This is a genomic window from Billgrantia ethanolica, assembly GCF_021404305.1.
Classification (GTDB): Bacteria; Pseudomonadota; Gammaproteobacteria; order Pseudomonadales; family Halomonadaceae; genus Halomonas; species Halomonas ethanolica.
Genome location: NZ_JABFTX010000001.1, coordinates 1,464,912 through 1,484,156, shown reverse-complemented (window position 1 = coordinate 1,484,156; position 19,245 = coordinate 1,464,912). Strand labels below are relative to the sequence as shown.

Below are 19,245 nucleotides of genomic sequence, written 5' to 3'. Positions count from 1 at the left end.
CGCGCATATTCTCTCTCGTGCTGGGGACTTGGCGGGGACTGGAAATCAGCGGGGACTGCGAAAGTGAGACAGTAAAAACAACTACTTAGAACGAAAAGTGGTGCGGATGGGGAGACTTGAACTCCCACGCCCGAAGGCACCAGAACCTAAATCTGGCGTGTCTACCAATTCCACCACATCCGCACGGTTGGGCAGGCGTCCACATTGTACGGACCCCAGAGGGCAAGTCAATTGCCATGGGGAAGCTCGAGGTGCGCGATGGCGGCTTCGGGGCGTCTGGCCGGGGCCACACGGCTCAGGCGCGGCACCACGCCCAGGCAGGGAGCGTCGAGGGTGCGCTTCAGGGTCGCCAGGTTGTCGGCATAGAGCGATTCATCGCGGGCGAAGTCGGCATCCAGCAGATTGCCCACCCAGCCGACCAGGTGAGCGCCGTCGGCACGTATCGCCTCCGCCGTCAGGCGGGAATGGTTGAGGCAGCCGAGCTTGAGGCCGATCACCAAGATGACCGGCAGATCGAGGCGCGTCGCCAACCCGGCCAGGTCTTCGCTGTCGTTGAGCGGCACCCGCCAGCCTCCGGCGCCCTCCACCAGGGTGAAATCGCGTGGGGTCTGCAGCCGGGCGGCAATCTGTTCGCTCAGCCCGGTCAGATCGAGCTGGACGCCGGCGCGCTGGGCGGCCAGGTGCGGGGCGATGGCGGGCTCGAAGGCGAAGGGGTTGATCGTGTCATAGCTCACCGCCGGCACACTGCGGGCCAGTAGGGCCAGGGCATCGTCGTTGCGCAGGCCGTCGGGAGTGTTTGCACAGCCCGAGGCGACGGGCTTGAGCCCCAGCGTGGTGAGCCCCTTGGCGCGTGCCAGGGCCAGCAGGCCGGCGGCGACGAGGGTCTTGCCGGCGTCGGTATCGGTACCGGTCACGAAGTAGGCGGACATGATGCCGGCTCCTTGTCGAGAACGAGGGTGAGACGCTGATAGCTCAGCGGCAGGCCCGCGGGCTCGCGCAGCGATTCGTAGCGCCGCTCGGCGCGGCGCAGATCGTGGCGGGTGCGACGCGCGGTAGAGCGTGTGGCTTGGGCGCCGACCCCTCTGATGGAGGCCATGACGGCCGTCAGGTCGGGGTAGAAGAAGCGCTCAGCGGTCTCGCTGCAGTGAACCCGGTTAAAGCCTGCCAGCCGCGCGCTGGCGAGATGCTCCAGCCGCGAACGGAAGGATAGTAGGGTGTCCGGCGTCGACCAGGCATGAGCCACCTCGCGCAGCGTACCGGGCCCCAGGGTATTGATCACGGCCCGTCCGCCGGGGCGTAGCACGCGAAACAGCTCGGCCATCAGCGCATCGAGATCGGTACACCATTGAATCGCCAGGTTGGAGAACACCAGATCCACCTGGCGGGCGGCCAGGGGGAGCTCGGCGGCATCGGCACAGAGCCAGGCGATGCCTTCGCCCTCGGTCTCGCGTGCCACTTGCAGCATGCCCGGGGCAAGATCGAGCCCCAGTACCTGGCAGTGCGGGCCGAAATACGCCGCCAGGCGTCGACTCCAGTGTCCGGGGCCGCAGCCCAGGTCCAGCACGACCTCGGCCTGGGCCGGCAGATGCTCCCACAGCGCCGCGCCCATCTGCTGCTGGGCCTGTGCCAACTGCGTATAGCGACCCGAGGCCCGGGAAAAGGCCTGGGCGACCTGCCGGCGCCAGACGCTCGGATCGTCCGGCGTTGGCCGGGCATCGGCGTGACCAAGGCTCCCGCTCATGTCGCTGCCTCGCGCTTGTCGTCGGCTGCCACCTCTGCCCTCAGCTGCGCCAGGTAGGCGGTGAGCGCTGCCGGACATGACAACATGGGGCAGTGGCCGGTATCGGCCAATACCAGATCGGCCGAGCGGCGCGCCGCCTCGCTCAGCAGACCGTCCTGGGTTCCCGCGACGCGTCGGATCGGACAGGGCGGCGCGGCGAGCCAGGGCGTCAAATCAATCTCGGCCAACTGGTGAAGGCCGGTTTCCAGGGTGAGCGTCGAGGCGCTGGGGCGGCTCCCGATCAGGTCCAGCAGCCGCCGATGTGCCGTGCGCGGAGTGGGCTCGCCCTGCAGCTGCCAGCGTAGAAAATGCTGCCAAGTCGCCTGGGGCTGGCGCTCGAAGGCGCGGCGGAAGGTGTCGAGTTCCGCGGTCGAGACTCCGCCTGCGTGGCAGAAGCGCGCCGCGGTGCCGATCAATACCAGCGCCCGGGGCGGTGGCAGATGGGCCAGCAGCGCGCCGGCGAGCAGTCCGCCGAGCGACCAGCCGACCCAGACGGCATCGGCGGGCAGCGCATCGCGCATCAGCGACGCAAGCTCGGGCAGTGAAGCAGGGTGGGTCTCTCCACGGCGTTCGCCGTAACCGGGCCAGTCGGGAGTACGTATCTCCATACCGGCCGGCCAGCAGGGGGCGAGGGGCTGCCAGATGCGTGCATCGATGCCCCAGCCCGAGAGCAGCACCATGGCCGTCATGCCGCGGCCTCCTCGTGCAGACGGGCCACCGCTTCGAGCAGCCGGTCCAGGCTTTCCCGCGAGTGGCTGGCGCGCAGGGTGATGCGCAGCCGGGCTTCTCCGTTGGGTACGGTAGGCGGGCGAATGGCGCCGACCAGCAGGTCTGCCTCGCGCAGGCGGGCCGCCCAGTGCATGACCTGCCGGCCCTCTCCCAGAATCAGGGGTTGAATGGGAGTGAAGGAGTCGCCCAGGGGCAGATCGAGCAGCGCCGCTTCGCGGCGGAAATAGTGGATGTTGTCGCGCAGCTGCTGGCGACGCTCCGGCTCGGCGGCCAGAACGTCGAGTGCCGCCAGGCTGGCGGCGGCCACGCCTGGCGGCTGGGCGGTGGTGTAGACGTAGGCACGGGCGAACTGGATGAGATGCTCGATCAGCGCTTCACTGCCGGCGACGAAGGCGCCACCGGTACCCAGCGCCTTGCCCAGCGTGCCGACCAGGACCGGCACGCGATCGATTCCGTGGGCATGCCCCACGCAGCCGTCGCCGTGGGCGCCGAGAACGCCGATGCCGTGGGCATCGTCGATCATCAGCCAGGCGTCGTGGCGGGCGCTGACCGCGGCCAGACCGCCGATGTCCGCCACGTCGCCGTCCATGCTGAACACACCGTCGCTGACCACCAGTTTGGCGGCCTCTGCCGACGCCCGGCCGAGCAGGCGTTCGAGATCATCGAGGTCGCGATGATGAAAGCGCCGCGAGCGCGCCCCGGCGAGCGCGGCGCCGTCGAGCAGGGAGGCGTGGTTGAGGCGATCCTGGAAGATCAGGGTGTTGCTGTCGCAAAGGGCCTGCAGGGTGCCCAGGTTGGCCATGTAGCCGGTGGAGAAGAGCAGCGCCCGGGGTCGCCCAACGAGTGCCGCCAGGCGCCGTTCGAGCGCTTCATGGACCTCCAGATGGCCGCTGACCAGGTGCGAGGCTCCGGCCCCGGCGCCGAACCTGCGCACCGCTGCCGCCTGGGCCTCGGCCAGGCGTGGATCGTCCTTCAGGCCGAGGTAGTCGTTGCCGGCAAAATCGAGCAGCCCCGGCTGGAGGGTGTCGCGCTCACGCCAGAGCCCCTGGGTACGGCGCCAAGCTGCGGCCGCTTCGAGCCGCTCGGTCCAGACGGTGGAACCCGACGCCATGACCTCAGACCTGTGTGGCGTCGTAGGCCAGGGCGGCGCTGGCCGCCTGGGCCTGGGTCGTCTGGGTCATCTGGCGGGCCAGGGCGCCTTCCAGCGAGGCCTGCTGGCGAGTGTCGTCCTGGCAGGTTTCGCGCCGCTCGGGATGCAGGCCGAGCTTGGCGAACAGGGCGCGGTCGCGATCCACCTGGGGGTTGCCGGTGGTCAGCAGCCTATCGCCGTAGAAGATGGAGTTGGCTCCGGCCAGGAAGGCCAGCGCCTGGGTCGACTCGTCCATCTGCTCACGACCGGCCGACAGGCGCACGTGGCTGGCTGGCATCAGGATGCGGGCCACGGCAATCGCGCGTATGAACTCGATGGGGTCGAGATCCTCCACCTGCTCCAGCGGTGTGCCCGGCACCTTGACCAGCATGTTGATCGGCACCGACTCGGGATGCGGCTCGAGCCGGGCCAACTGCTGCAGCAGCGCGGCGCGGTCGCGAGGTGCCTCGCCCATGCCGAGAATGCCACCGGAGCACACCTTCATGCCCGCATCGCGCACGTTGGCCAGGGTTTCCAGGCGGTCGGCGTAGGTGCGGGTGGTGATGATCTCGCCGTAGAACTCCGGCGAGGTGTCCAGGTTGTGGTTGTAGTAGTCGAGGCCGGCCTCGGCCAGGCGGCGGGCCTGATCGCCATCCACCATGCCCAGGGTCATGCAGGTCTCGAGCCCCAGCGACTTGACCCGGCTGACCATCTCCAGCACCACGGCGAGATCCTTTTCGCGCGGGCTGCGCCAGGCCGCGCCCATGCAGAAACGGCTGGCACCGGCCTCCTGGGCGGCCTTGGCCTGGGCCACCACCTTTTCGATCTCCAGCAGCTTTTCCTTGTCCAGTCCGGTGGTGTAGTGGCCCGACTGCGGGCAGTACTTGCAGTCTTCCGGACAGGCCCCGGTCTTGATCGAGAGCAGGGTGGAGACCTGCACGGCATTGGGATCGAAGTGGGCGCGATGCACCTGCTGGGCGCGGAACAGCAGATCGTTGAAGGGCAGGGCGAAGAGTGCCTCGATCTCGGCCAGCGACCAGTCGTGGCGCGGCTGCGCCTTGGCATGGGAATCGGACAGGCCGCCGAGGCTGGTGGGCAGGGCATCGGTCATGGGGGGACTCGCCTTGGTCAACTTTGAAAAGTCATGATGTTGACCATGAAGCGTACGTGAAACTGCGGGGCTGTCAACCCGCTCTTGTGGCGGGGTTGACTACCGTCTGGTTGCGTACCGCTTGGCTGCTTCTGGATCGTAAAGTGATAAGCTCGGCGCTTGTCCGCCATGGCACAAGGACCCAGGCCGTGCAGGAAAACATTGAGCCCCGATGCGCACCGGAGGCGTCGCCGGAAACAGCCGTCCCAGGCCAAGTCTCAGGCCTGGTCTCAGATAAGGCGACGAGTGAAGAGGCAGTGGCCGGTGGGAAGACGACGGTCGGCTGGCTGCGTTCGCTCTGGCACGGCCTCGATCTCGGCCTGCGCCGTGCACTGCCGGGCCGCTGCGGCTTCTGCCTGGCGCCGGCCGAGCCGGATCGCCCCTGGTGCGCGGCCTGCTTCGAGGCGCTGCCGTGGAACCTGCCGGCCTGTCCCAGCTGCGCCGAGCCGCAGCCCTCGGGCTCCTTGGCCGCAAAGCGCTGCGGCCACTGCCTGAGCCGACCGCCGGCCTTCGTCCGTTCGCGGGTGCCGTTGCGCTATCAGGGCGAAGTGGCCCAGTTGATGCAGCGCTTCAAGTTTCATGCTTCGCCGCGGGCCGGCACCGTGCTGCTCGAACTCTTCGAATTAGGGCTGGAACAACGCATGCTAACCTGGCCCGAGGCGCTGATCCCGGTGCCGCTGCACCCCAAGCGCGCCCGGGAGCGCGGCTTCGACCAGGCCGACTGGCTGGCCAGGCGTCTGGCGGCGCGCCACGGCCTGCGGCTCTACAGGGCGCAGCGTCGCCATCACACCCCCTCGCAGCGCGGCCTGGACCGTACCGAGCGCTTCGGCAACCTGCGCGATGCCTTCGTGATTACCGGAGCGCTCCCCGAGCGGGTGGCGCTGCTCGACGATGTCATGACGACCGGCGCCACCCTGGATGCACTGGCCCGGGCCTGCCTGGCCGCCGGTGCCCGCGAGGTGGAGGCCTGGGCCTTGGCGCGCACACCGCTGTAGGAAAACACTGCACAAATGCCTACGCGAGCGAATCGCTGCGTTGCGCGGTGCGCGGAATCCTCACCTATACCCCATAGGCTCCGGTTGACTCGAAACCTTCGGTTTCTCACCCCTTCGGGGCCAGCCTACGGCTGTTTGTCGCTTCGCTCGGTACTGTGCTCCGTGCGCCTTGCGCTTCATCTCGCTCGTTAATTTGTTCAGCGTTTCCTTAGACGGTAGGTCGGCTCCGGCTGATAAGATAGGGGGTTCTTTTCAACCGGTGACGATCATGCAGAGCACGCCGCACCCTTTTGCCAGCCTTTCTCCCGCCCGTGTCGTGGCCGCCGTCGAGTCGCTCGGCTTCTGGCTGCCCGGCGAGCCCTTCGCGCTCAACAGCTACGAGAACCGGGTGTATCTGCTGCATGACGACGAGGGGCAGCGCTGGGTGGCCAAGTTCTATCGCCCCGAGCGCTGGCAGGACGCCCAGATCCAGGAAGAGCACGATTTCCTGGATGAGCTGGTGGCAGAGGGTGTGGCCGTGGCGGCGCCCTGGCGCAACGCGGCGGGGCAGAGTCTGCATCATGCCGAGGGCTTTCGGCTGGCGCTGTTCCCGCAGCTCTCAGGGCAGGCGCCGGAGCTGGAGAATCCGTCCCACCTGTATGCGCTGGGCGAGCTGATCGGCGCCGTGCACGCCATTGGCGAGCGCTCTGCCTTTCGCCATCGCGTGAGTCTCGATCTGGATGGCATGGTGCGCGAGGCCCAGCAGCGGGTGCTCGGCGCCCCTTGGCTCGATCGCCGCCAGCGCCAGGCTTACGAGCGAATCAGCAACGCACTGTATGCCGAGCTGCAGGCCTACGCCTGGAAGCCGGAGACGACGATACGCGTACAGGGCGACTGCCATATCGGCAACATGCTGGGCCGTGACGATCACTTCGCGCTGGTGGACTTCGACGACTGCCTGATGGCGCCGGCCATTCAGGATCTCTGGATGCTGTTCACCGCCGAGCATGAGGTGGAGTGGCAGATGCAACTCTCCGAGGTGCTGGAGGGCTATGAGCAGCAGCGCGAGTTCGACCGCAGTGAATTGAAGCTGATCGAGCCGCTGCGCACCTTGCGCCTGATGCGTCACAGTGCCTGGCTGGTCGCCCGCTGGGACGATCCGGCCTTTCCGCCGGCGTTTCCGTGGGTGCCCGATGCCGGCTACTGGGATGCGCACATTCGCCAGTTGGAGCAGCAGCGGCTGGCATTAAAGCAGGCGCCGCGCTGGCTGGCCTGACGATTGGCTCGAGAGAGTTTATTCGGAGAGTTAGGTACTGGCGCTGCGAGGGGAGCCCTGCGCACCCCAGCGGGGTGCGCCAGGAAGAATTACATGTCGTCGGGGTCGGGGCGCTCGGCGGGAATCGGGTTGGCAATACCCGCACCGTCGGCCTGGCGGCGCTGCTCGTTGATGCGGGCAGAGGGATTGTCCTGCTCTTCGACCTCCAGCGCGCTGGCCAGCTTGAGATGAAACACGTGATCGGCATCCAGCTCGCAGCGCTCACCGTCACACGCCATGATCCCGTAGCTGCCATCCAGCTCGTATGCGGCGGCTGAGAGAGTGCCGCTGTAGATATCGCTGTCGCCGCCATCCGTCTCGATGCAGGTCAACGACTTGGTGGTGATACGCAGACGATCGCCGTCCTGACGGGCATCGCCGACGAGAACGCAGTATTCCGGCAGCTCATGGCTGGCTTCGGCAGCGGCGCCAGCGGGGCGCAGCAGAATGTCGTCCAGGCGTGTCTCCCCGCCAGCCAGGGTCAGGCTGTCGACCGCCTGAACCGCGATGGTGGCATCTTTGGGTAGAGACAGGGTGCCGGCCGAGGCATGCAGAGGCATCAGCAGTAGGGCCACTCCGCTGGCCGTCAGTATCGCATCCGAAATCTTGATCATATCGTGCTCTCGCGGGGACAAGGCTGCGCGTTACGGCAGTTTCGATACATGGCATTTTACCATAGCCGGCGCTACGCAGCAGTGGCACGAATGTCGCAGCGGGGCAATTTCAGACGACCTGCCTGCGAGATACTGTGGGTTACGGTAGAATGACGGCAGGATCGGATAAAGTTGTACAAAGTATAATTTTTGTATATTTTTTGAATAGCAGCGACGATGGCCGGGCCATCGCGAAACGAGCGGTACCACCCAGTAGTCGCAGGGCCTGACCATGAACGAAGAGCTTGCCAACTTCTATCGCCAGATCATTCTCGAATTGGGGGAAAACCCCGAGCGTGAGGGTCTACGCGATACGCCCAAGCGTGCCGCCAAGGCGATGCAGTTCCTCACCCGCGGTTACTCGCAGACCCTCGAGGAGCTGGTCAACGGCGCCGTGTTCGAAAGCGAGACCGACGAGATGGTGCTGATCAAGGACATCGAGCTTTATTCGATGTGCGAGCACCACCTGCTGCCGTTCATCGGCAAGTGTCACATCGCCTACCTGCCCAGGGGCAAGGTGCTGGGGCTGTCCAAGTTTGCGCGTATCGTCGACATGTATGCACGTCGCATGCAGATTCAGGAGAATCTCACCCGACAGGTGGCCGAAGCCGTACAGCAGGTCACTGGTGCCCGCGGGGTCGGCGTGGTGATCGAGGCGCGCCACCTGTGCATGATGATGCGCGGCGTGGAGAAGCAGAACTCAAGCATGTCCTCCTCGGTGATGCTGGGCGCCTTCCGCGACAACCCGACGACACGTCAGGAGTTTCTCATGCTGGTCGCCGGGCGCTGAGCGCGCCGCGCCCTAGCGGTCTTCCTCATACAGGAGCCAATGCCATGCCTTTGCACGCTCTGGACGATCAGCACCTCGACCATGACCTGGCGACCATCCGCATCAAGAATCTGCGCCTGCGTACCTATATCGGTATCAAGGACGAGGAGATCCTCAATCGTCAAGACGTAGTGGTCAATGCCGTGATCCGTTACCGGGCCGACAAGGCTGTGGCTTTCAATCGTATCGAGCAGGCGCTGAACTATCGCACCATCACCAAGGAGGTCATCGCCCTGGTGGAGGAGGGCCGATTCCAGTTGCTTGAGCGCATGACCCGTGAAGTGTTGGATCTGATCATGTCCCATGAGGAGGTGCTCACCGCTCAGGTGGAGATCGACAAGCCTCATGCGCTGCGCTTTGCCGACTCCGTCTCCATTACGCTCTCCGCCAGCCGAGAACCGCGCCGCCGGCCCTGACCAATACCTTTGCATGCCGCCTTCGGGTTGGTCGCAGCGGGGCTTTGCGCTTAGCATGGGGCAGTAACGCTGAGCCGAAAGAGAGAGACGCAACGTTGGAACGTGACATCTCCGCCCCGGAGTCGCCGCGGCGGCGCTATGCCCCCTGGGCTCTGACCGCCATCGTGACGGCACTCTTTGCTCTGCTGTTGCAGGGCAGCCTGCCACCACTGAACATTGCCGCCGCCATCTTCGCCTTGATGGGGCTGCGCCAGATCCGCCGCCACCCCGACCGCTACATTGGCCGAGCTTTTTGCTGGCTGGCCATCGCACTGGTGCTGATACTTGCCATACTGACGGCGATGCTCCAGCCCACAGTGCTGGACGATGCTCCCGCCACTGCCCCCGAGCCGCGCGCCATCGAGGCGGAATGACGAGACAGGGCGCGCACGAATTCATCCACGCCAAATGAAGCAAGGCCCGTAGAGGCCAGGAGAAACGAGATGGAAGCTCTGAAGGAAACGCAGCTCTACTGTCCGTTCGCCTATATCGACGGCAGTTGGGTCGCTGCCGACAGCGGTGAACAGATCGAAGTGGTCAACCCGGCGACCGGCGAGACCTTCGGTACCGTACCGAGGCTGGGCCGGGCAGAGACCGAGCGCGCCATCGCCGCAGCGGATGCGGCGCTGGTCGGTTGGCGTGCCTTAACCGCCCAGGAGCGGGCCGACATCATCTTGAAGTGGCACGACCTGATGATGGAGCATCAGGACGACCTGGCGATGATCATGACCCACGAGCAGGGCAAGCCGCTCAAGGAGGCTGCCGGCGAGATTGCCTATGCGGCGAGTTTCCTGCGCTGGTTCGCCGAAGAGGCGCGGCGCATCTACGGCGAGACCATCCCGGCGGCGAAGCCCAATCAGCGCATCGTGGTGACCAAGCAGCCGGTGGGGGTGGTCGGTGCCATCACGCCGTGGAACTTCCCGGCGGCGATGATCACGCGCAAGGCCGGCGCGGCGCTGGCGGCCGGCTGCACCATCGTGATCAAGCCGGCCAGCCAGACCCCGTTCTCGGCTACCGCGCTGGCGCTGCTGGCCGAGCGCGCCGGTATCCCGCGCGGCGTCTTCAACGTGGTGCCGGGCCGTGCCAGCGAGATCGCCTCGGCGATGACCGAGTCGCCGCTGGTGCGCAAGATCACTTTCACCGGCTCCACCGAGGTGGGCCGCGAGCTGATGGCGCAGGCCTCTCGTCACATTCAGAAGATCTCGCTGGAGCTGGGTGGCAATGCGCCGTTCATCGTCTTCGAGGACGCCGACCTGGATGCCGCCGTCGAGGGGGCCATGGCGGCCAAGTTCCGCAATGCCGGCCAGACCTGCATCTGCACCAATCGCTTCCTGGTGCAGTCCAGCGTGATCAACGCCTTCTGCGAAAAGCTGGCGGTGGCGATGAACAGCGAGCTGAAGGTGGGTGACGGCACCGAGCCGGACATCAACATCGGTCCGCTGATCGACGACAAGGCGGTAGCCAAGGTAAGCGAGCACGTGCACGACGCCGTCGACAAGGGGGCGGAGCTGCTGCTGGGTGGCAATCCCCATCCGCTCGGCGGCAACTTCTTCTCGCCGACGTTGATCAGCTTCGCCAATGCCGACATGAAGGTCGCCCACGAGGAGACCTTCGGTCCGTTGGCAGCGGTGTTCCCCTTCGAGGACGAGGAAGATGCCGTGCAGATGGCCAACGACACCCAGTACGGCCTCGCCTCCTACTTCTACTCGCGGGATCTGGGTCGGGTATGGCGTGTCGCCGATGCGCTGGAGTACGGCATGGTGGGTATCAACACAGGGCTCATCTCCAACACGGCGGCACCGTTCGGCGGGGTCAAGGCCTCGGGCCTAGGCCGCGAGGGCGGCCACCAGGGAATCGAGGAGTTTCTCGAGACCAAGTACCTCTGTATCGATTTGGGCTGACCGGACTTCGCCCGGAGCCGAAAGTCATAAGCTGCAAGAAACGAAAACCCCGTCGGCCCTGGCCGACGGGGTTTCGTAACTGACTTGCTTGAGAAGACGGCTGAGCGATGGTCAGGCTAGGCGACTTTCAACGACGCATGACCGAGATCCAGCGTCTTTAATGCTTAAAGTGGCGCATGCCGGTAAATACCATGGCGATGCCCGCTTCGTTGGCGGCGTCGATCACTTCCTGGTCACGCATGGAGCCGCCGGGCTGGATCACGGCGGTGATACCGGCCGCGGCAGCGGCGTCGATGCCGTCGCGGAAGGGGAAGAAGGCGTCCGAGGCCATTACCGAGCCGGGCACGGAGAGGCCCTCGTCGGCGGCCTTGATGCCGGCAATCTTGGCCGAGTAGACGCGGCTCATCTGGCCGGCGCCGACGCCGACGGTCTGACCGCCCTTGGCGTAGACGATGGCGTTGGACTTGACGTACTTGGCCACCTTCCAGGCAAAGGCCAGGTCGCGCATCTCCTGCTCGCTGGGCACTCGCTCAGTCACCACGGTCAGCTCGTCGCGGCCGACCATGCCGAGGTCGCGGTCCTGTACCAGCAGCCCGCCGGTGACGCGCTTGAAGTCGTGGGCATGCTCGCGCTCGCCGGGCCAGTTGTCGCCGACGTCGAGCAGGCGCACGTTCTGCTTCTCGGTGACGATGGCAAGGGCGGCTTCCTCGACCCCGGGAGCGATGATCACTTCGACGAACTGGCGGTCGATGATGGCGCGGGCGGTCTCGGCGTCCAGCGGGCGGTTGAAGGCGATGATGCCGCCGAAGGCGCTGGTGGGGTCGGTGGAGAAGGCCTTGTCGTAGGCTTCACGGGGCGAGGCACCCACCGCCACGCCGCAGGGGTTGGCGTGCTTGACGATCACGCAGGCGGTGTCGGTGAAGCTCTTGACGCACTCGAAGGCGGCGTCGGTGTCGGCCACGTTGTTGAACGAGAGTTCCTTGCCCTGCAGCTGACGAGCGGTAGCGACGCTTGCCTCGCGGGCGTCGGCTTCGACGTAGAAGGCCGCGCTCTGGTGCGGGTTCTCGCCGTAGCGCATGGCCTGCTTCTTGACGAACTGGACGTTATAGGTGCGCGGGAAGCCATCCTCGCCGCCGGGCACGCGCTGGCCCAGGTAGTCGGCGATGGCGGCATCGTAGCCGGCGGTGTGCTCGAAGGCCTTCACTGCCAGGTCGAAGCGGGTGGCATGGCTTACTGCGCCGCTTTGGGAGTCAATCTCGGCCAGCACGCGGTCATAGTCGTCGGCATCCACCACGATGGTGGTGTGGGCGTGATTCTTGGCGCAGGCGCGAACCATGGTCGGGCCGCCGATGTCGATGTTCTCGATGGCGTCTTCCAGGGTGCAGTCCGGCTTGGCGACGGTCTGGGCGAAGGGGTAGAGGTTGACCACCACCATGTCGATGGGCGCGATGCCGTGCTCGGCCATCACCGCGTCGTCCTGACCGCGGCGACCCAGGATGCCGCCATGGATCTTGGGGTGCAGGGTCTTGACGCGGCCGTCCATGATCTCGGGAAAGCCGGTGTGCTCGGACACCTCGGTAACGGCGATGCCGTTCTCCTGCAGCAGGCGGAAGGTGCCGCCGGTCGAAAGCAGCTCGACACCGCGTTCGCTAAGGCCGCGGGCGAAGTCGACGATGCCGGTCTTGTCAGAGACGCTGATCAGGGCGCGGCGTACCGGGGTGGGGGAGGCTTGGGCCATGGTGCGGTGCAACTCTCTGTCGGTAGTGGGTGTAAGGGGCCGGGCCGTGCGCGGGAGCGTAGCCCGGTGGTATCAGATGAGGTCGTGCTGCTTGAGCTTCTTGCGCAGGGTGCCGCGGTTGAGGCCGAGCATCTCGGCGGCGCGGGTCTGGTTGCCCTGGGTGTATTCCAGCACGCTGGCCAGCAGCGGCGCCTCGACCTCGGCCATGACCATGGCGTAGAGGTCGGTTACGGTACCGCCGTCCAGGTGATCGAAATAGCGTCGCATGGCGGCGTTCACGGCTTCGCGCAGCGGCTGCTCGCCAAGCGTACTGGGTGGCGTGGTGAGGCCGCCGAGCTCGGGCAGGCCGGTCAAAGTGCTACCCTCCAGGCCTGGCATATCGGCATTGGGGTCGAAAACTTCACGGTTCATGCGGCACTGATTCCATTCGTTGCCCACGAGAGGCCGGTTGCGCCCTCGAGGGAAAACAGATCGTCGATGAAGTCATACTGTTCGTTCGGCTGCTCCAGGGCATTGAAGGCTGCCCGCAGCTCGCGCTGCCGGTCGCTGTCGAAACGGCGGTCGGCAGCGAGATACCAGCCCAGGTGCTTGCGGGCAATGCGCACCCCCATGTAGTCGCCGTAGAAGTCGTGCAGGGCATGCACATGGCCCCGCAGGACCCCGGCGCGCTCATTCATGTCGGGAGGCGGGCAAGTGCGCCCGTGGTTCAGGTAATGGTCGATCTCGCGAAAAATCCAGGGGTTGCCCTGGGCGCCGCGGCCGACCATCACCGCATCCGCACCAGTATAGTCCAGAACTTCGGCCGCCTTGCGTGGAGAGTCGATATCGCCGTTGGCGAAGACCGGGATGCGCACCGCCTGCTTGATGGCGGCGATGGTGTCGTATTCCGCTTCACCCTGGTAGCGCTGCTGACGGTGACGGCCATGTACCGCCAGCGCCTGAATGCCGGCGCTTTCGGCCAGCCGTGCCACGCGCACCCCGTTGTTGCTGTCGGCACACCAGCCGGTGCGGATCTTGAGCGTCACCGGTACTTCGACCGCCGCTACCACGGCGTCGAGGATCTCCGCCACCAAGGCTTCGTCGCGCAGCAGAGCCGAGCCGGCAGCCTTGTTGCACACCTTCTTGGCCGGGCAGCCCATGTTGATGTCGATGATCTCGGCGCCCTGTGCGGCGTTCAGTCGCGCGGCCTCGGCCAGCATGGCGGCGTCGCCGCCGGCAATCTGCACCGCACGCGGCCCCGGCTCGCCGGTATGGTCCATGCGCTGTCGCGACTTGCGCGTATTCCACAGTGTCGGGTCGGAGGTGACCATCTCGCCCACCACCAGTCCGGCCCCCAGGCGGCGGCAGAGCTGGCGGAACGGGCGATCGGTGACGCCGGCCATGGGAGCCAGGATGACCCGGTTGGGCAGGCGGTGGCGACCGATCTGTGGCAGTGGGCGACTATCGGGCATGGGACGGCTCAGTGAACCAGGGGCTGCATATCATACGCCCCTGGTGGGGCAGGGTGAAGGTGACGATGGTGGCCAATCGAGGCTGCGGCCCATGGTTCAAGCCGGACGTCGTCCGCTGAGTCGGACCCAGCCCTCGCGGATCTGGGGCTCATCCATCGTCAGCCCCTGCTCACGATAGGCGTCGAGCACTTCGTCGGCCTGGCCTGCGAGAATCCCCGATAGCGCCAGGCGGCCGCCGGGCGCAACCTGCCCGGCGATGGTCGGCGCCAGCTCCACCAGCGGGCCGGCCAGGATGTTGGCCACCACCAGCGGGAAGCGGCGCCCGGCGTCGAGCTGCTCGGGATAGCACAGCGTCAGCTCGTGCTCGGCAACGTCGTTGCGTATGGCATTGTCGCGGCTGGCCTGTAGCGCCTGAGGGTCTATGTCGGTGCCGGTGGCCATTGCCGCACCGAGCTTGAGCGCGGCGATAGCGAGGATGCCCGAACCGCAGCCCACGTCGAGCACCTCGATGCCGTCGAGGCCACCTTCGAGTGCCAGCGCGTCGAGCCACTCGAGGCACAGCGCCGTGGTGGGGTGGGTGCCGGTGCCGAAGGCCAGGCCGGGGTCCAGGTGCAAGTTGACGGCGTCGAGGTCGGGCGGCTCGTGCCAGCTGGGCACGATCCACAGTCGCTGGCCCATGCGCAAGGGCTTGAAGTCCTCCATCCACTCGCGCTCCCAGTCGCGGTCGGCGAGCAGCTCGTGCTCGATGACCGGGCAGGGCTCGTCGGGCATGCTCTCGGCCCAGGCGGCGGCAAGGCGCTCGAGCATGGCCTCGAGGCCTTCGAGATCGTCGTAGAGCCCCGTCAGCACCGTTTCGTTCCACAAAGGGGTGGTGCCGCGCTCGGGCTCAAACACCGGGTCGTCGTGGGCATCCTGCAGCGTGATGGCGGTGGCGCCTTCGGCCAGTAGCAGCTCTTCGAGCAGCTCGGCCTGCTCCGGGGCGACATAGGCCTTGAGTTGCAGCCAGGGCATGGCATTCTCCGTGCTTAACGCAGACGGGGTGGCCTTGGCCACCCCGCCGGGAGCGATGTTCGGACCGGGAAGCGAACTTCCTAGGAGCCGAGCTTCTTCTCCAGGTAGTGAATGTTGACGCCGCCCTGCTGGAAGTGGCCGTCGCGGACCAGGTCCTTGTGCAGGTCGGTGTTGGTCTTGATGCCTTCCACCAGCAGTTCGTCGAGACCGTTGCGCATGCGTGTCAGCGCGATCTCACGGTTGTCGCCCCAGGTGATCAGCTTGCCGATCAGCGAGTCGTAGTGGGGTGGCACGGTATAGCCGGTGTAGAGGTGCGAATCCATGCGAATGCCCAGGCCGCCTGGCGGGTGGTAGAGCGTGACCTTGCCGGGAGAGGGCATGAAGGTGCGCGCATCCTCGGCGTTGATGCGGCACTCGAAGGCGTGGCCGTTGAGCTTGACGTCTTCCTGACGGATCGACAGCGGCAGGCCCGAGGCGATGCGCAGCTGCTCGCGTACGATGTCCACGCCGGTCACCATCTCGGTGACGGGGTGCTCCACCTGCACGCGGGTGTTCATCTCGATGAAGAAGAACCGGCCGTCTTCGTAGAGGAATTCGAAGGTGCCGGCGCCGCGGTAGTTGATCTCGAGGCAGGCCTGGCGGCACGCCTCGAGTACCTCGGCGCGGGCCTTCGGATCGATGCCCGGAGCCGGGGCTTCTTCCAGCACCTTCTGGTGGCGGCGCTGCAGCGAGCAGTCGCGGTCGTACAGGTGAATGGCATTGCCCTGGCCGTCGGCCAGCACCTGCACCTCGACGTGGCGCGGACGTTCGAGGAACTTCTCCATGTACACCGTGCCGTCGCCGAAGGCCGCGTGGGCCTCGGTGCGCGTCACGTTGATCGCCGAGAGCAGATGGCCTTCGGTGTGAACCACGCGCATGCCGCGCCCACCGCCGCCGGCAGCGGCCTTGATGATCACCGGATAGCCGATGCGCCGGGCGATGGCCATGTTGTCGCCTTCGTCGTCGCCCAACGGCCCGTCGGAGCCGGGTACGGTTGGGACGCCGGCCTTCTTCATGGCCTCGATGGCGCTGACCTTGTCGCCCATCAGGCGGATGGTCTCGGCACGCGGCCCGATGAAGACGAAGCCGGAGCGCTCCACCTGCTCGGCGAAGTTGGCGTTCTCGGAGAGAAAGCCGTAGCCGGGGTGGATGGCGCTGGAGTCAGTGACTTCCGCGGCGCTGATCAGGGCCGGAATGTTGAGATAGGATTGCGCCGAGGGGGCCGGGCCGATGCATACGGCCTCGTCGGCCAGGCGAACGTGCATCAGCTCGCGATCGGCCTTCGAGTGTACCGCGACGGTCTTGATGCCCAGCTCCTTGCAGGCACGCAGAATTCGCAGGGCGATCTCGCCGCGGTTGGCGATGAGAACCTTGTCCAGCATAGGGAGTCCGCCAGTGTCGGTGAAAGATCAGGAAATGACGAGCATCGGCTGGTCGAACTCGACCGGCTCGCCGTCCTCGACCAGGATGGCCTCGATGACGCCGTCACGATCGGCCTCGATCTGGTTCATCATCTTCATGGCTTCGACGATGCACACGGTCTCGCCCTTGCGCACGCTCTGACCGATCTCGACGAACGGCTTGGAGCCAGGTGCCGGGCTGCGGTAGAAGGTGCCGACCATGGGCGAGGTCAGCGCCTGCCCCTGATAGGCGGCCGCAGGCGCTTCTTCGGCAGGGCCGGAAGCGGGAGCCGGTGCCGGCTGGCTGGGCATGGCTTGAGCGGGCGCATACTGGGGCATGGGAGGCTGGGGCCAGCTCACCCCGTTGGGGTGACGGCTGATACGCACCGACTCTTCGCCTTCCTGAATCTCGATTTCGCTGATGTTGGATTCTTCGAGCAGCTCGATCAGCTTCTTGACCTTACGGATATCCATATTGAGTCTCGACCGGTGGGTAAATGGCGCTGGCAGGGGCGCTGTTAACCCCAGCCAACTTTCGATAGATCGCGACAAGATGGTGAACATTGCCGACGCTATCGGCCTCAAAGAGCGTTGTTGGCGGAGTGTGCCTAAAATCCGCGGGGATGTCCAGCCGGTCGAACGGCGTTCGGTTACGTCATGCGAAGTCAGGAAGCCTCGGGGGCGGAAGCCTGACCTTCGAGCCAGTCGAGCAGGCCCTGCAGATGGCTGGCGAGTTCGTCCGCCCGTACTTCGCCCTGGATGCGCGCCTCGCGGACCTCTTCTTCCCCGCTGAAGAATAGCAGGCTCGGCGGTCCGAACAGGCCGAAGTGGTCGAGAATCTCGCGGGTCGCACTATCCGTGCGGGTGACGTCGACGTAGATATGGGCGAACTGCGCCAGAGGCTCGGCGACCCGCGGGTCGGGATAGACCTGGCGCTCCATCTGCTTGCAGGAGATGCACCAGTCGGCGGTGAAGTGAACGAAGGCCGGTTGGCCTTGGGTCGAGCGCGCGCGCAGCTCGCTGCGCAGCCCTTCGAGATCCGCCACGGTGGTGACCGGCGGCGCTTCGACAGCACCCGAGCCGTTGGGCAGGGAGGCCAACGGACGTAGCGGGTCGCTGCCGCCCATGGCGGCGCCGAACACCAGGGCGATGCCCCAGGCCAGTAACAGCAGGCCGCCAGCTTGGCGTACGCGTGGCCAGCCCTGGGCCTGATTGAGAGAGAGGGCGCCAAGCGCCAGGGCGCTGCCGATGGCCAGGGCAGCCCACAGCAGGAGGCTGACGGAGGCGGGCAGCAGCCGCTCGATCAGCCACACGGCGACGCCCAGCAGCAGAATGCCGAAGGCGATCTTGACGCCGTTCATCCAGGCGCCACTGCGCGGCAGTGCCGTGGCGCCGAACGTGCCGACCAGCAGCAGCGGCACGCCCATGCCGAGGCCGAGCGCCAGCAGGGCGGCGCCCCCCATCATGGCATCGCCGGTAGAAGAGATGAACACCAGGGCGCCGGCCAGCGGGGCCGAGACGCAGGGCGAGACCACCAGCACCGACAGCGAGCCGGCACCGGCCAGACCCAGTGGGCCGCTGCGCTGGGCGCGGGCCTGCCAGGCGTCGACGCGGCCCGCCAGGCGTGGCGACAGGCGCAGGTCGAAGGTGCCGAACATGGCCAGCGCGAAAAGCGTGAAGAGCAGGGCGAAGACGATCAGTACCGGGGCCGACTGCAGGTGCGCCTGCAGGTTGAGCCCGGCGCCGAACAGGCCCATCAACACGCCGACCAGGGCGTAGGTCAGCGACATGCCGGCCACGTAGCTGGCGGAAAGGGCGAAAGCGCGTGGCCGTGTTGGGTTCTGGCCAACTATGATCGACGACAGGATCGGCACCATCGGCAGCACGCAGGGGGTGAAGGTCAGACCCAGTCCCGCGAGAAAGAACAGGCCGAGTATCATGGGCAGGCTGGCCTCACCGATCAGGCTGCTGAAGCGGCCATCCTGGCTTTGCAGAGCGGGCGGGGCGGCGGCAGCCGTGGTGACGGCATTTCCGCTCGAGCCGTTGCCGTCGCGCCAGCCGACGAAGGCGGCAGGCATGGCGCTGGCGGGTGCCTGGAGTTCGACCCGCTCCGGTGGGTAGCACAGCCCCGCATCGGCACAGCCCTGGAAGCGTACCGTGATATCGAGCGGACCTTCGGCACTGCCTTGCAGCGGCGCTTCGAAGACCACGCGGTCGTAGAAGACGTAGACGTCGCCGAGGAACTCGTCGCTCTTGAACTCGCCCTCGGGGATCTCCGGCTCGCCGACCTCGAAGGCATCGTTGCGACTCTCGACGCCAAGCTGGTGGCGGTAGAGATAATAGCCCTCGGCATTCTCGAAGCCGATGTAGAGGGTCTCGCCGTCGTGCCAGGCGCTGGGCTGAAAAGCCTCCATCACCGGCAGGAAGTCACTCTGGTTGCCGGAAGACGACGAGAACCACTGAGCCTGGGCGACCAGCGGCACCCACAGCAGCAGGGTGCAGATCAGACGTATGGCGAGATGGCGGTGAGTCAACGCAGAGGTTCCTTATCGAAACGTAGCCGGGCGTTACAGGGACCCGGCGCGTGACGCCAAGTTCCCGGCGAGCTGAATGGCTTACTTAGAATACCTCAGTCGCCGGCTGCGTTAGAACCTTACGCCTGCGCTCCGATGTCGCAGGAAGAAGCACGGG

At 66.3% G+C, this 19,245-nt stretch carries 19 protein-coding genes and 1 tRNA gene; 6 read left to right on the top strand and 14 right to left on the bottom strand.

Features of this window, described 5'->3' with window-relative positions; all coding sequences use genetic code 11:
- Positions 1-98 precede the first annotated feature (98 nt).
- From HOP53_RS06675 to bioB, 6 genes are all read right to left on the bottom strand, one after another.
- Positions 99-183: transfer RNA gene (locus HOP53_RS06675), tRNA-Leu, on the bottom strand.
- Positions 184-227: 44 nt separating this feature from the next.
- Complete coding sequence (gene bioD / locus HOP53_RS06670; RefSeq protein ID WP_234269280.1) at positions 228-929, bottom strand: dethiobiotin synthase; 702 nt, start codon at positions 927-929, stop codon at positions 228-230.
- Complete coding sequence (locus HOP53_RS06665; RefSeq protein WP_234269279.1) at positions 911-1,741, bottom strand: methyltransferase domain-containing protein; 831 nt, start codon at positions 1,739-1,741, stop codon at positions 911-913. Before HOP53_RS06665 ends, bioD begins: the two co-directional genes overlap by 19 nt.
- Complete coding sequence (locus HOP53_RS06660) at positions 1,738-2,469, bottom strand: alpha/beta fold hydrolase (RefSeq protein ID WP_234269278.1); 732 nt, start codon at positions 2,467-2,469, stop codon at positions 1,738-1,740. Before HOP53_RS06660 ends, HOP53_RS06665 begins: the two co-directional genes overlap by 4 nt.
- Positions 2,466-3,620, bottom strand: coding sequence for an 8-amino-7-oxononanoate synthase (gene bioF / locus HOP53_RS06655; RefSeq protein WP_234269277.1), 1,155 nt, complete (start codon positions 3,618-3,620; stop codon positions 2,466-2,468). Before bioF ends, HOP53_RS06660 begins: the two co-directional genes overlap by 4 nt.
- Positions 3,621-3,624: 4 nt before the next feature.
- On the bottom strand, positions 3,625-4,749 hold the full coding sequence (bioB, locus tag HOP53_RS06650; protein ID WP_234269276.1) for a biotin synthase BioB: 1,125 nt from the start codon (positions 4,747-4,749) through the stop codon (positions 3,625-3,627).
- 296 nt (positions 4,750-5,045) lie between these two features.
- On the opposite strand from bioB, the gene HOP53_RS06645 reads away from it, so the two are divergent.
- Positions 5,046-5,783, top strand: a complete 738-nt coding sequence (locus HOP53_RS06645) for a double zinc ribbon domain-containing protein (RefSeq protein ID WP_234269275.1) — start codon at positions 5,046-5,048, stop codon at positions 5,781-5,783.
- 268 nt (positions 5,784-6,051) lie between these two features.
- Positions 6,052-7,038, top strand: a complete 987-nt coding sequence (locus tag HOP53_RS06640) for a serine/threonine protein kinase (RefSeq protein ID WP_234269274.1) — start codon at positions 6,052-6,054, stop codon at positions 7,036-7,038.
- An 89-nt stretch (positions 7,039-7,127) separates the two neighbouring features.
- Here HOP53_RS06640 and HOP53_RS06635 read toward each other — a convergent pair whose 3' ends face one another.
- Positions 7,128-7,691 (bottom strand): hypothetical protein, encoded by a 564-nt coding sequence (locus HOP53_RS06635; protein ID WP_234269273.1) that lies wholly within the window; start codon positions 7,689-7,691, stop codon positions 7,128-7,130.
- Between the two features lie 271 nt (positions 7,692-7,962).
- On the opposite strand from HOP53_RS06635, the gene folE reads away from it, so the two are divergent.
- The 4 genes from folE to HOP53_RS06615 all read left to right on the top strand — a co-directional run bounded on the left by folE (position 7,963) and on the right by HOP53_RS06615 (position 10,915).
- Positions 7,963-8,520, top strand: coding sequence for a GTP cyclohydrolase I FolE (gene folE, locus HOP53_RS06630; RefSeq protein WP_234269272.1), 558 nt, complete (start codon positions 7,963-7,965; stop codon positions 8,518-8,520).
- A 44-nt stretch (positions 8,521-8,564) separates the two neighbouring features.
- Entirely contained in the window at positions 8,565-8,975 is a 411-nt protein-coding gene (gene folX, locus HOP53_RS06625; protein WP_234269271.1) for a dihydroneopterin triphosphate 2'-epimerase, read from the top strand.
- 95 nt (positions 8,976-9,070) lie between these two features.
- A complete protein-coding gene (locus HOP53_RS06620) occupies positions 9,071-9,388 on the top strand; it encodes a hypothetical protein (RefSeq protein WP_234269270.1) in 318 nt (105 codons plus the stop codon).
- Positions 9,389-9,457: 69 nt separating this feature from the next.
- Entirely contained in the window at positions 9,458-10,915 is a 1,458-nt protein-coding gene (locus HOP53_RS06615; RefSeq protein ID WP_234269269.1) for an NAD-dependent succinate-semialdehyde dehydrogenase, read from the top strand.
- Between the two features lie 157 nt (positions 10,916-11,072).
- Here the strand turns inward: HOP53_RS06615 and purH are convergent, their stop codons facing one another.
- The 7 genes from purH to dsbD form a co-directional block, all read right to left on the bottom strand.
- Positions 11,073-12,653 (bottom strand): bifunctional phosphoribosylaminoimidazolecarboxamide formyltransferase/IMP cyclohydrolase, encoded by a 1,581-nt coding sequence (purH, locus tag HOP53_RS06610; protein WP_234269268.1) that lies wholly within the window; start codon positions 12,651-12,653, stop codon positions 11,073-11,075.
- A gap of 72 nt (positions 12,654-12,725) precedes the next feature.
- Entirely contained in the window at positions 12,726-13,064 is a 339-nt protein-coding gene (gene fis / locus HOP53_RS06605) for a DNA-binding transcriptional regulator Fis (RefSeq protein WP_234269267.1), read from the bottom strand.
- Positions 13,061-14,104 (bottom strand): tRNA dihydrouridine synthase DusB, encoded by a 1,044-nt coding sequence (dusB, locus tag HOP53_RS06600; protein WP_234269266.1) that lies wholly within the window; start codon positions 14,102-14,104, stop codon positions 13,061-13,063. The genes fis and dusB overlap by 4 nt, the downstream gene beginning before the upstream one ends.
- A gap of 96 nt (positions 14,105-14,200) precedes the next feature.
- Positions 14,201-15,115 (bottom strand): 50S ribosomal protein L11 methyltransferase, encoded by a 915-nt coding sequence (gene prmA / locus HOP53_RS06595; RefSeq protein ID WP_234269265.1) that lies wholly within the window; start codon positions 15,113-15,115, stop codon positions 14,201-14,203.
- A gap of 80 nt (positions 15,116-15,195) precedes the next feature.
- Positions 15,196-16,536 carry an acetyl-CoA carboxylase biotin carboxylase subunit gene (accC, locus tag HOP53_RS06590; protein ID WP_234269264.1) on the bottom strand — a complete coding sequence of 447 codons (1,341 nt, stop codon included), beginning with the start codon at positions 16,534-16,536 and terminating at the stop codon, positions 15,196-15,198.
- Between the two features lie 27 nt (positions 16,537-16,563).
- A complete protein-coding gene (accB, locus tag HOP53_RS06585) occupies positions 16,564-17,028 on the bottom strand; it encodes an acetyl-CoA carboxylase biotin carboxyl carrier protein (RefSeq protein ID WP_234269263.1) in 465 nt (154 codons plus the stop codon).
- 191 nt (positions 17,029-17,219) lie between these two features.
- A complete protein-coding gene (gene dsbD, locus HOP53_RS06580; protein WP_234269262.1) occupies positions 17,220-19,088 on the bottom strand; it encodes a protein-disulfide reductase DsbD in 1,869 nt (622 codons plus the stop codon).
- Positions 19,089-19,245: the final 157 nt, after the last annotated feature.

Bases quoted from the DNA above. Each gene is read 5' to 3' on its own strand.
- accC (WP_234269264.1), bottom strand. From the start codon at position 16,536: ATGCTGGACAAGGTTCTCATCGCCAACCGCGGCGAGATCGCCCTGCGA.
- accB (WP_234269263.1), bottom strand. From the start codon at position 17,028: ATGGATATCCGTAAGGTCAAGAAGCTGATCGAGCTGCTCGAAGAATCC.
- HOP53_RS06640 (WP_234269274.1), top strand. From the start codon at position 6,052: ATGCAGAGCACGCCGCACCCTTTTGCCAGCCTTTCTCCCGCCCGTGTC.
- folX (WP_234269271.1), top strand. From the start codon at position 8,565: ATGCCTTTGCACGCTCTGGACGATCAGCACCTCGACCATGACCTGGCG.
- prmA (WP_234269265.1), bottom strand. From the start codon at position 15,115: ATGCCCTGGCTGCAACTCAAGGCCTATGTCGCCCCGGAGCAGGCCGAG.
- folE (WP_234269272.1), top strand. From the start codon at position 7,963: ATGAACGAAGAGCTTGCCAACTTCTATCGCCAGATCATTCTCGAATTG.
- HOP53_RS06665 (WP_234269279.1), bottom strand. From the start codon at position 1,741: ATGAGCGGGAGCCTTGGTCACGCCGATGCCCGGCCAACGCCGGACGAT.
- bioF (WP_234269277.1), bottom strand. From the start codon at position 3,620: ATGGCGTCGGGTTCCACCGTCTGGACCGAGCGGCTCGAAGCGGCCGCA.
- bioD (WP_234269280.1), bottom strand. From the start codon at position 929: ATGTCCGCCTACTTCGTGACCGGTACCGATACCGACGCCGGCAAGACC.
- dusB (WP_234269266.1), bottom strand. From the start codon at position 14,104: ATGCCCGATAGTCGCCCACTGCCACAGATCGGTCGCCACCGCCTGCCC.
- bioB (WP_234269276.1), bottom strand. From the start codon at position 4,749: ATGACCGATGCCCTGCCCACCAGCCTCGGCGGCCTGTCCGATTCCCAT.
- HOP53_RS06615 (WP_234269269.1), top strand. From the start codon at position 9,458: ATGGAAGCTCTGAAGGAAACGCAGCTCTACTGTCCGTTCGCCTATATC.
- HOP53_RS06660 (WP_234269278.1), bottom strand. From the start codon at position 2,469: ATGACGGCCATGGTGCTGCTCTCGGGCTGGGGCATCGATGCACGCATC.
- fis (WP_234269267.1), bottom strand. From the start codon at position 13,064: ATGAACCGTGAAGTTTTCGACCCCAATGCCGATATGCCAGGCCTGGAG.
- HOP53_RS06635 (WP_234269273.1), bottom strand. From the start codon at position 7,691: ATGATCAAGATTTCGGATGCGATACTGACGGCCAGCGGAGTGGCCCTA.
- purH (WP_234269268.1), bottom strand. From the start codon at position 12,653: ATGGCCCAAGCCTCCCCCACCCCGGTACGCCGCGCCCTGATCAGCGTC.